This is a genomic window from Paenibacillus vietnamensis (genome assembly GCF_020169515.1).
In the GTDB taxonomy this organism is placed as follows: Bacteria; Bacillota; Bacilli; order Paenibacillales; family Paenibacillaceae; genus Pristimantibacillus; species Pristimantibacillus vietnamensis.
The window spans coordinates 13,491-24,655 of the sequence record NZ_JAHMHW010000002.1; the positions used below are offsets into that span (position 1 = coordinate 13,491).

Here is an 11,165-nt window from a genome sequence, read left to right on the forward strand (position 1 = left end):
ATTTACCGAAGGCCGCTTGCTGAACCTACCTCCGAGCGGCCGGCGATGAGCCGGACAGCGCCTTCTGTTATAGGCTCAAGCTGGGTGATCGGCCTTACATTCGATCATCAACGAAGGTGGTACCGCGGAAGCAGAGGCTTTCGTCCTTTATGGACGGAGGCCTTTTTGCCGTCACGAAACAAGCATAGGATGGGATCAATTATGCCAGAAAGAATCGTAGTCAAAATCGGAAGCAGCTCGCTGACGTCGGAGGAAGGCGGACTAAACCGGGAACGGATTCGCTTCTTCGCTTCCGAACTGGCCGCGCTCCACCTGGGCGGCTGCGACGTCATGCTCGTGACGTCGGGTGCCGTTGCCGCCGGATTCCGGCAAATCGGCTATTCGTCGCGTCCGAAGGTCGTTCACGAGAAGCAGGCCGCGGCGGCTGTCGGGCAAGCGCTCCTGATGCAGGCTTATCAGGACGCGTTCAGCGGCTTTGGAATCGTTGCAGCGCAAATTTTGCTGACTCGGGCGGATTTCTCGAACCGCCGCCGCATCCAGAACGCGCAGATGACGATCGAAGAGTTGATCAAACAGCGCATTATCCCGGTCATCAACGAGAACGACACCGTTGCGACCGACGAGCTGGTGCTTAAATTCGGGGACAATGATTCCTTGTCGGCTTTGGTGGCCGCCATGACGAAAGCTTCAAAGCTTGTCATCATAACCGATATGGACGGGTTATACACGGAGGATCCCCGCAAAAATCCGCAAGCGGTCAAAATCGAACGGGTCGATCAAATATCGCCCGACATCATGAAGCTTGCCGGAGGCGCGGGCTCCGCGGTCGGGACCGGCGGCATGCGCTCCAAGATCGAAGCGGCGCGCATCGCGATGCGCGGCGGCGTTCAAACCTTTATCGGCAAGGTTCAGGACAGCGGCGATCTGCCGCGCGCGGTGGAAGGAAACGGCCGCGGCACTTATTTCGATACGAAGCTCCACAGCCTGCCGATGAAGAAGCAATGGCTCGGCTTCCACTCGATGCCGCAAGGGCGGATCATCGTCGACGACGGCGCGGCGAACGCGCTGCTGGAAGGCGGTAAAAGCCTGTTGCCTGCCGGTGTAACGGACATTCAAGGCGAGTTTTTGCCCGGTGACGTCGTAGAGGTCAAAAGCCGTTACGGGGAAACGCTCGGCCGCGGCGTCGTCAATTATGCGGCATGGCAAATCCAGGCTGTCGCCGGACTTTCCACCGACGAAGTGAAGCGGAGAATCGATATTTCGCGAATCGAAGTCATTCACCGCGACGAATGGGTAACCTTAAAATAACGAGGAGGAACGAACGACATGAGTGAAGTGAGACAAAAGGCAAAGCTGGCTCAGGATGCGGCGGCCATTATGAACCGTCTGACGACCGAACAGAAAAACAAAGCCCTTCTACATATGGCGGAGGCGCTGCTCGCGAATCAAGCGGCTATCATTGAAGCGAACGGGCTTGATCTGGAGCGCGGACGCTTACAGGGCACGAGCCCTTCCTTGCTGGACCGGCTGGCTTTGAACGGCGACCGGGTCGCCGCCATTTCAGAGGGCTTGCGCCAAATCGTGGAGCTGCCCGATCCTGTCGGCGAGCGGCTTGAGCATTTTGACCGCCCCAACGGCTTAAAGGTCGAAAAAATCCGCGTGCCGCTTGGAGTGATTGGCATGATTTACGAGGCGCGGCCGAACGTAACGGTCGATGCGGCGGGACTGTGCCTCAAAACCGGCAACAGCGTCGTGCTGCGCGGCGGATCAGCCGCCATCGAGTCGAACCGCAAAATCGTCGAGGTGCTTCAGGAAGCGCTGGACGCTACGGATATGCCGCGCTCGGCCATTCAGCTGATCGAGGATTCGGACCGGGCCTCCGTGAACGAGATGCTTAAGCTGAACGGCTTGCTGGACGTCGTCATTCCGCGCGGCGGCGCCTCTCTCATCCGGAACGTCGTGGAAAACGCGACGGTGCCGGTCATCGAGACCGGCGCAGGCATTTGCCATACGTTCGTTGACGCAACCGCCGATTTCCAAATGGCGTCCGACATTGCGTTTAACGCTAAAGTGCAGCGCCCTTCCGTCTGTAACTCGATGGAAACTCTGATCGTTCACGAAGCGTTTGCCGATAAGCACTTGGCAGCGCTGGCCGATCGCTTCATCCAATCGGGCGTCGAACTGAGAGGCTGCCTGCGCACGCTGGAGCTGCTGCCATCCGCCGAGCCTGCTTCCGATGAGGATTACGCTACGGAATATAATGATTACATTTTGAATATACGCATCGTTAACGGCCTGGATGAAGCTCTGGAGCATATCCGCCGCTTTGGCACGAAGCATTCCGAGTGCATTGTGACCGGCGAGGCCGGCAACGCGGAACGGTTCCTGCAGGAAGTGGATGCAGCCGCCGTGTACCATAACGCCTCCACCCGCTTTACCGATGGCTTTGAGTTCGGATTCGGCGCAGAAATCGGCATCAGCACGCAGAAGCTTCATGCCCGCGGTCCTATGGGTCTGCCTGCCCTCACTTCGACGAAATACCGCATTTACGGAAACGGCCAAATCCGGGGATAATCCCGCAGATATGCTGCCGATCGATGACTTTGGCATAAAACGGAGGAATTTTTATATGTCCATTTTAACGCAAACCGGCATTTCTTCACTGCAGCTGAGCTTCTACGGCGCAGGCTCAATGGCGGAAGCTATCGTAAGAGGCTTGGTCAATCAGAAGCTGGTGGAGCCGAACCGGATTTCCATGCTTAACAGACAAAACAAAGAACGGCTTGCCGAGCTGCACGACCGTTACGGCATCCAAACCGTCATTCAAGGTTCAAGCAATGAAGCTTATTTGCGCGGCGCCGATATCATTTTTCTTGCAATGAAGCCAAAGGACGCCGCCTCTGCACTGGCTGAAATCAAGCCTTTCATTTCCGATAAACAGCTGATCATTTCCGTCATCGCCGGACTTTCCATCCAATCGATCGGCCAATTGCTGGGCGATTCGGCGGCCATTGTGCGCACCATGCCCAACACTTCAAGCACAATCGGGCTTGGAGCGACGGGCATCAGCTATTCGGAGTCCGTTACTCCCCAGCAGAAGCTGCTTGCGGAAACCATTTTCAGCTCCGTAGGCATTAACGCAGTCGTTGAGGAGTCTCTTCAGGAAGCCGTTACGGGCATATCCGGCAGCGGTCCCGCTTATGTCTACCACTTCATGGAAGCGATGATCGAAGCCGCGGTAAAGCTCGGCATATCCGAGCAATCGGCCAAGGATCTAGTCGTGCAAACGGTGCTCGGCGCTGCCGAGATGGTCAGGCAGACGGGCGAGGAGCCGGCGGAGCTGCGCAGAAAAGTTACTTCGCCGAACGGCACGACGCAAGCCGCGCTGGAGCTTATGGCGGAGCACCGGTTTTCAGACACAGTCGTCAAGGCCGTGCACCGCTCCGCAGAACGCGCGCGCGAGCTGGGCGAAGCTATTGAGAGGAGCATAAACAAATGAACGGATATTGCATCGCAACCTATCGGGCGTACGACGATAAAGCCGATTTCGGCAAAAAGGCGCTTTCCATCGCCGTCGGCCTGACCGTCGGAAGCTGGACCGAGCTTCCCGAGACGCAAAAGGCGAATATGGAGAAGCATCTCGGCAAGGTTATTTCCATTGATGCGCACGAGCCGGCCGGGGCCGCTCCGGGCGAACGGTACGCGGATATTAAAATCGCTTATCCCGATCTTAACTTCAGCCGCGACCTTCCCGCGCTGCTCGTTACGGTATTTGGCAAGCTGTCCATGGACGGCCGGATTAAGCTTCTTGATCTGGAGGTATCGGAACATTTCGCATCGGCTTTCCCCGGTCCGAAATTCGGCCTGAACGGGGTAAGAGAGCTGCTCGGCGTCCAGGATCGCCCTTTGCTCATGAGCATTTTCAAATCGGTTATCGGCTATGACCTCGCCAATTTGCAGGATCAATTTTATAAACAGGCTCTCGGCGGCGTCGATCTGATTAAGGACGATGAAATTTTGTTCGAAAATCCGCTGACCCCGCTCGAGAAACGCGTCGAGGCATGTATGTCTGCCGCGCGTAAAGCCGAAGAAGAGACAGGTCAAAAGCTGCTGTATGCGGTCAATTTGACCGGTCCGACCTCCCGGCTTGCCGAAAATGCACGAAAAGCGATACAAGCCGGCGCTAATGCCCTTTTGTTCAACGTGCTCGCTTACGGCTTCGACGTGCTGCATGAGCTGAGCAGCGATCCGGCCATCAATGTTCCGATCGCAGCGCATCCGGCAATGGCCGGTGCGATCTATCCGTCGCCGCATTACGGAATCAGCGCTTCGCTGCTGCTTGGCAAGCTGATGCGCCTCGCCGGCGCGGACCTAGTCCTTTTCCCTTCGCCTTACGGCTCCGTCGTCATGCCGAAGGAGGAAAATCTGGCCGTAAAGGATGCCCTCATGTCTCCGCTGCACGGTCTGCGCACAAGCTTCCCGGTTCCGTCCGCGGGCATTCACCCCGGTCTTGTTCCGCTGATCCTGAAGGATTTCGGAACCGACGTTGTCGTGAATGCGGGCGGCGGCATCCATGGCCATCCGATGGGCACGGCGGCAGGCGGACAAGCGTTCCGTCAGGCCATCCATGCATCCTTAAGCAACGTACCGCTTAGGGAAGCCGCGGAGCATCCGGGCAATGAGCCGCTTAAGGCCGCAATCGATGCGTGGGGGATCAAGGAATCATGAAGGAAGCAAAGACAGCTATGAAACGCATCGTATTTTGCGACTTCGACGGAACGATTACGGTAAACGACAACATTATCGCAATCATCAAGCATTTTAATCCTGAAGGCTGGGAGAAGATCGTCAAGCAGACGATATCCCAGGAGCTTTCCGTGAAGGACGGAGTCGGCCGGCTGTTCCGGCTCCTCCCCTCCTCCCTGCAAAAGGAAGTTGTCGAGTTCGGAATTTCGAACGCTCGCATCCGCGAAGGCTTTGCCGAATTTTTGTCCTACTGCCGCGATCAGGACATCGAGTTTTACGTGACGAGCGGCGGCATTGATTTTTTTGTTTATCCGGTTCTTGAGCCGTTCGGAATCGACCGGGATCATATCTACTGCAACAGTAGTGATTTTAGCGGCGAGCGGATCGAAATTTTATGGCCGAATCCTTGCGACGAGCATTGCAGCAACGATTGCGGAATGTGCAAAACGGCCATTATGCGGCGGTTTCCCGCCGATCGTTACGAACGGATCATCATCGGCGACAGCGTTACCGATTTTGAAGGCGCCAAGCTGGCGGATATCGTTTATTCGCGTTCCCATTTGACCTCAAAATGCAAGGAGCTGGGGTTGTCTCACCGGGAGTTCGAAACCTTCTTCGATATTATTAACGATATGAATGCCGAAAGGAAGATTGATGATGAGCTTTGACCAAATTACTTTGGAAGACAAACAGCGCGCATTGGCCGAGCTGCGCGAAGTGAAGGAGTTGTTCGCTTCGCGCGGCTGGTTTCCGGGCACAAGCGGCAATCTCTCGGTGCGCATCGGCGATTACTCGCCGGAGCAGTTCCACTTTGCCGTAACGGCGAGCGGCAAGGACAAAACCGTTCATACGCCGGAGGACTATTTGTTCGTCGACCAGAGCGGCAAGCCTTGCGAGGCTACGCGCCTTAAGCCCTCCGCGGAAACCCTCATTCATTGCGAAATTTACAAGTTGACGGGCGCAGGCGCTATTTTTCATGTTCATACCGTATTTAACAGCGTCATTTCCGAATACTTCTGGGACCGTAAATCGGTTCCCGTCGACGGCGTCGAGCTGATTAAAGGCTTTAACATTTGGGATGAGGAAGCGCATATCGATATTCCGATCGTTTCCAATTTTGCGCATATTCCGTCCATAGTGCCCGAGGTGACGGAGCGGATCGATAAGACGATTCCGGGAATCCTGCTGCGCAAGCACGGCATCTATGCCTGGGGCGCCAATGCTTTCGAAGCGAAGCGCCATCTGGAGGCGTTTGAGTTCATTTTCGAATATGTATACCGGCTGGAGCTGCTTCAGCGAAGCGGCCGATGACCAAAAAAGAGGCTAAGCCCGGCGGCTTAGCCTCTTCCTCCCCGAAATTTCTGCGAATGGGCGCGCGCCTCGTCCGCGTTCGTCACCCGGTTGCGGCTCCATTCGATCAAAATCCGGTCGATATAACGCAAGCTGAGCTTGCCTGCAAAAACGGCTTCTTTCAAGGCAAACCGGATAATCTCGTCCGTGTAGCGGTCCTCATCCAGCCAGCCCGTAATAATCTCGCATTCCGTCGGAGACAGCAGTCGCCCAAGCTCCTGCTCGAACACGCTGAATAAATCTGAAGCCGGTGCCGTCATCGGCTTGACCGGCTGCCGCTCCGCCTTTCTAATCTCCCGCTTCTGCTCTGCGGTCAGTTGAGCCGCTTTATGCAGCCAGCCGCTCCAGTTGTAACGCTCGGCTTGCATGCCGGTAATAGGGTCGACATATTCATCGATGGCGAGAAAATCCTCTTTCATCAGACGGGCCAGCATTTGGCCGATTTCACGCACCGTCAGCCCCATCCTGCCGGCCAGCTCCTCCAGCGTCGGAAATTCATTCCTGTCCGCCTCCCCGTAAGCCATGATCTGCAAAAGCAGCATCGCTTCCGAATCCGTCAAGTCAAGCAGGCGGTACGTGCGAAGCATCATCGCCGACACATATACCCCGCCTTCCTGGAGCGCAGCGGCCATACCGTGCGAATAAGCCTTCCAAATCTCGTTATTCAAAGCTTGCAATCCTCCCGTATTGGCAGCGGTTATGAAGACTGGGACTGCTTGACGAGATTGTACGTATCTCTCGCGATCAACAATTCCTCGTTCGTCGGGACGACCAGAACCTTCACTTTTGAAGCATCGGTCGAAATTTCTCGCGTATCTTTGCTTCTGAGCGCGTTTCGCTCCTCGTCCAGCTCGATGCCAAGAAACGTAATCCCTTCGCATACCGCTTTCCGCAGCGCCGCGGAATTTTCGCCGACCCCAGCCGTAAATACGAGCGTATCAACCCCGTTCATCGCTGCGGCATAGGCGCCAATGTATTTTTTTAGCCGGTATACATACATATCGAACGCCAGCTTGGCGTTTTTGTCCCCGTCGTTCATTGCTTCGGTCACTTCGCGCATATCGCTGCTTATGCCGGATATGGCGAGCATTCCGCTATGTTTGTTAAGCATAGAATTTACTTCGTTTAATGTCAATTCCTCTTTGTTCATGACAAAAGGAACGATCGCGGGATCAAGATCGCCGCTGCGTGTACCCATCATCAGCCCTTCCAGAGGCGTCATGCCCATGCTCGTGTCGAACGATTTGCCGTCCAGAATGGCGGCGCAGCTGGCGCCGTTGCCGATATGACACGTGATCATCTTCATCGAGGCAAGCGGCTGCTTCAAATAATCGGCAGCCTGTCCGCTTACATAAGAATGAGACGTGCCGTGGAAGCCGTAACGGCGGATTTTATGCCTTCTGTAAAGCACGGTCGGAATCGGATACAAATACGAGGTATTCGGCATCGATTGATGGAAAGCCGTATCGAAGACGACCGCCTGCGGTACGTTCGGCAAATTCGTATCCACTGCCGAAATTCCCATCATATGAGCCGGGTTATGAAGCGGCGCCAAATCGAACAGACGGCGGATTTCCAATTTCACCTCGGGGGTTACAAGCACAGAGCTGCTGAACGCCTCGCCGCCGTGTACGACGCGGTGCCCGACGGCTTCAATTTCGTCCAGATTGGCAATAGCGCCGTATTCGGGATTCGTCAGCATATCCGTCACTCGTTTGACCGCCGTTACATGATCGAGAATTTCACTGACGCTGCGAACCTCCGGCTTGCCGGAAGGCTCATGGGTCACGATTGAGGAATCCATGCCGATGCGCTCTACGCGGCCGCTGGCGAGCACCTCCTCGCTGCTCATGTCGTATAGCTGATATTTTAAGGATGAGCTCCCTGCATTGATGACAAGTACTTTCATTGGATCCGATCTCCGTCCTTATCGTATTTAAAGAAGCCGACGCCGGATTTGGCGCCGAGATGACCCGCGCGAACCATCTTTTTGAGTACGATCGACGGCCGGTACTTCAACTCGCCGTACTCGCGGAACATCCGCTCCAGTGCCGCAAGCACCGAGTCGAGTCCGAACCGGTCGCACATTTCAAACGGTCCGTGCTGGAAGGAGTAACCGATTCTCATCGCATTGTCGATGTCCTCGGCCGACGCTACGCCCTCTTCAAGCACATGAAGCGCTTCGTTGATGAACAGGCAGATGAGGCGTGTCGTGACAAACCCGGGCGATTCGAATACCATAACCCCTTTCTTATGGATAACCTCCTCAACGAAATACTTGGTGGCTGCGAACGTTTCCTCGGACGTTTTCAGCCCCCTGACGATTTCAACGAGATCGATTTTCGAAACGGGATATATAAAATGCAAACCGATGACCCGATCCGGCCGTTCCGTCACGCTGGCAAGCTCGGTCAAGCTCAAGGTGGAGGTGTTGCTGGCCAAAATCGCTTTCGGGCTGCTGATCCGGTCGATCTGTTCAAAGACGGCTTTTTTGCTGTCCAGATCCTCCGTTATCGTCTCGATGATCAGCTCGCAATCCGACAGCCGATCGTAGCTTAGCGCAGGCTCGATCCGGTTCATGATCAGCTTCTTCTCCGCTTGCGTGAGCGCCCACTTCTCGATTTGCTTATCCAGATTGATTTCAATCATTTGTTTCCCGTAATCGAGGCGTTCCCGGGAACATTCAATGATGATAACCTCCAAGCCTTTGGATGCAAGCATTTCCGCAATGCCCTGCCCCATCGTTCCCGCGCCAATAACTCCAACCGTTTTTATGTTCAAAGTGTTAGCTCCTTTATGTTGTTGGAAAATTTACTTATAACCTGTGATTATGATTTTTCAGCAATTATAGTCAAATCTTATTATAACGGTTTTCAAAAAAAATAGAAGGCGGACAGCTGCTCCGCCTTCAAATTGTAATATTGTAAACGCTTCAAGCCGCTGCATTCTCTTTAAGCAGCTGTCTGAATTCCTCGCCGCTCAGCGTCTCCTCGCGGATCAGCGTTTGCAGTGACAGAGTAAACACTTCGCGTTTGGCCTCTAGAGTCTCTTTTGTCTGACCCATCAATTCATCCAGAATGGTGCGCGTAATGCTTGCCCACGCTTCCTTAGTCATCATGGAAGCATCGATAATGCCAAGCTCCGTCAAGCCCGATTCGACCAGCGTCTTCACAATATCCATCGCCTGATCGAAGTCGCCCCGCGAGCCGGTGCTCCTCTCGCCGTAGAACATTTCTTCGGCTGCTGCTCCGCCCAAGGCGATCATAATCTGGCCGTTCAGGAATGCTTTCGTATAAAGGTACTGGTCCTGCAGCGGATTATGCCGAACATAACCAAGCGCCTTTCCGCGTGGAGACAACGCAACCTGGGACACGCTGCCCGGTCTTATGATCTCGGCCATAATCGCATGTCCAAGCTCATGAAGCGCTACGCGCTCGCGCTCCTCCTTCGAAGCTTCACGATCCGTTTTCTCGCCCATCATCACCTTGTCGATGGCCATGGACAAATGCTTCTCGTCGATCTTCTCGTGCTCCTCGCGGAGCGCGTAAATCGCCGCTTCGTTCATGACGCTTTCGAGCTGGGCGCCCGAGAAGCCGAACGATTCGGCTGCAATCCGCTCCAGATCGACGGTATCGGCAATCGGTTTATTGCTGGCATGAATATTCAAAATATGCAATCTGCCTTTTTTGTCGGGCAAATCGACTTGAATATGACGGTCAAAGCGTCCGGGACGAAGCAGCGCGCTGTCCAGCATTTCCTTCCGGTTCGTCGCGGCGATGAGCAAAATCCGCGGCGCTTCGTTCGCATAAATGCCGTCCATTTCCGTCAGCAGCTGATTTAAGGTTTGATCGTACTCACGCTGCTGACCGCCGTCACGCTTACCTCCGATAACCTCGATTTCATCAATAAAGATGACGGCGCTGCTTTTTTTCTCCTTCTGCGCTTTACTACGGGCTTCTTTAAACAGATCACGAATGCGGCCCGCGCCGACACCGACATACATCTCGACAAATTCGCTGCCGGATGCCGCCAAATAAATGGAATCCGTATAATGAGCGGCCGCTTTGGCAAGCAGCGTTTTCCCCGTTCCCGGGGGGCCGGCCAGCAAAATGCCTTTCAACGGCCGGATGCCCAGCTTTGCGATCTGTTCCTGACGCACCAGGAAATCCAGCGCTTCGACAAGCTCCTGCTTCGCTTTCTCCTGCCCGCCGATCTGCTCAAAGGTGAAAGGATTCTCCTTTTTGCTTGGCCTGCGCTGCTGAGATGACAGTGCCGTCAGCTTTCCCCTGCCGCGTGAAGCGTAAAACACAACGAAGCCCAGCACCGCGAACATCAGCACCGGAACGACATTTTGTCCGAGAAACAGGAGAAAAGCCAGCACGACAGGGATGGCCCCGATCAAAATTTCAGGTACATATTTTCTCATCTTACCACACCTCCAGCATGGCAGGATTACGAGGCAAAACGATATATTTTACGGTATCTCCATTTTTTAATGTGACGTAAACGTTGTTGTCGTCCATTTCAGTCGATACGGATACGTCCACGGAACCTGCCGCGGCTTCCTTCACCGCACCTGGAATGTTGGAGTACGTTTTTGTCTCCATCGCTTCCGCAACCTGGAATAAGGCCTTCGACCAGATGTCATCCAGCTGCTTGTCGGATTTCGTTTCAATGTTAAGCTCAAGCTTGCGGTCGCCGAAGACGCCGCTGCCGTTCGCGGCAATCGCTTCATAAACCGCTCTGACGTTTGCATCCGGATCAAGCACGACGTCAATAACGACATTATCCTTTGTCATAACCGGTTTCCCCGAGGAAATGACGCCGTCCACATCGTTAACGACTTTATCCAATGGAGCCGCAATCGCCACCTGGTTATATATAGCCCAGCCCCCGAACAGAACGGAAGCGGTTATCGCCGCAGTAATCAGCACAGGAATAACTCGTGGTCTCATCATCAATTCATTTCCTCCTTGCTATTTATAATTACTATTGTATATGATAGACAGTCGTATATCAACACCGCTATACGAAAGTATATCATACTTATAGCCTGCAAGGTCGGTGTA

At 54.4% G+C, this 11,165-nt stretch carries 11 protein-coding genes; 6 read left to right on the plus strand and 5 right to left on the minus strand.

Going from position 1 to position 11,165, the window contains the following annotated elements:
* Positions 1-201: 201 nt before the first annotated feature.
* The 6 genes from proB to mtnB are packed head-to-tail and all read left to right on the plus strand — an operon-like array spanning position 202 to position 6,057.
* Positions 202-1,308: a glutamate 5-kinase gene (proB, locus tag KP806_RS04860; protein ID WP_224722450.1), complete on the plus strand. Its 1,107-nt coding sequence runs from the start codon at positions 202-204 to the stop codon at positions 1,306-1,308.
* 18 nt (positions 1,309-1,326) lie between these two features.
* Positions 1,327-2,574: a glutamate-5-semialdehyde dehydrogenase gene (locus KP806_RS04865; protein WP_224722451.1), complete on the plus strand. Its 1,248-nt coding sequence runs from the start codon at positions 1,327-1,329 to the stop codon at positions 2,572-2,574.
* 55 nt (positions 2,575-2,629) lie between these two features.
* A complete protein-coding gene (gene proC, locus KP806_RS04870; protein ID WP_224722452.1) occupies positions 2,630-3,499 on the plus strand; it encodes a pyrroline-5-carboxylate reductase in 870 nt (289 codons plus the stop codon).
* Positions 3,496-4,728 carry a 2,3-diketo-5-methylthiopentyl-1-phosphate enolase gene (locus KP806_RS04875; protein WP_224722453.1) on the plus strand — a complete coding sequence of 411 codons (1,233 nt, stop codon included), beginning with the start codon at positions 3,496-3,498 and terminating at the stop codon, positions 4,726-4,728. Before proC ends, KP806_RS04875 begins: the two co-directional genes overlap by 4 nt.
* Positions 4,725-5,414, plus strand: coding sequence for a 2-hydroxy-3-keto-5-methylthiopentenyl-1-phosphate phosphatase (locus tag KP806_RS04880; protein ID WP_224722454.1), 690 nt, complete (start codon positions 4,725-4,727; stop codon positions 5,412-5,414). Before KP806_RS04875 ends, KP806_RS04880 begins: the two co-directional genes overlap by 4 nt.
* On the plus strand, positions 5,404-6,057 hold the full coding sequence (gene mtnB / locus KP806_RS04885; protein ID WP_224722455.1) for a methylthioribulose 1-phosphate dehydratase: 654 nt from the start codon (positions 5,404-5,406) through the stop codon (positions 6,055-6,057). Before KP806_RS04880 ends, mtnB begins: the two co-directional genes overlap by 11 nt.
* 26 nt (positions 6,058-6,083) lie before the next feature.
* On the opposite strand, the gene KP806_RS04890 is transcribed toward mtnB, so the two are convergent.
* The 5 genes from KP806_RS04890 to KP806_RS04910 all read right to left on the minus strand — a co-directional run bounded on the left by KP806_RS04890 (position 6,084) and on the right by KP806_RS04910 (position 11,054).
* A complete protein-coding gene (locus tag KP806_RS04890; RefSeq protein ID WP_224722456.1) occupies positions 6,084-6,764 on the minus strand; it encodes a DnaD domain protein in 681 nt (226 codons plus the stop codon).
* Positions 6,765-6,793: 29 nt separating this feature from the next.
* Positions 6,794-8,005: an acetate/propionate family kinase gene (locus tag KP806_RS04895; protein ID WP_224722457.1), complete on the minus strand. Its 1,212-nt coding sequence runs from the start codon at positions 8,003-8,005 to the stop codon at positions 6,794-6,796.
* On the minus strand, positions 8,002-8,877 hold the full coding sequence (locus tag KP806_RS04900; RefSeq protein ID WP_224722458.1) for a 3-hydroxyacyl-CoA dehydrogenase family protein: 876 nt from the start codon (positions 8,875-8,877) through the stop codon (positions 8,002-8,004). Before KP806_RS04900 ends, KP806_RS04895 begins: the two co-directional genes overlap by 4 nt.
* A gap of 151 nt (positions 8,878-9,028) precedes the next feature.
* Positions 9,029-10,522 (minus strand): AAA family ATPase, encoded by a 1,494-nt coding sequence (locus tag KP806_RS04905; RefSeq protein ID WP_224722459.1) that lies wholly within the window; start codon positions 10,520-10,522, stop codon positions 9,029-9,031.
* 1 nt (position 10,523) lies between these two features.
* Entirely contained in the window at positions 10,524-11,054 is a 531-nt protein-coding gene (locus KP806_RS04910; protein WP_224722460.1) for a hypothetical protein, read from the minus strand.
* Between the last annotated feature and the right edge of the window lie 111 nt (positions 11,055-11,165).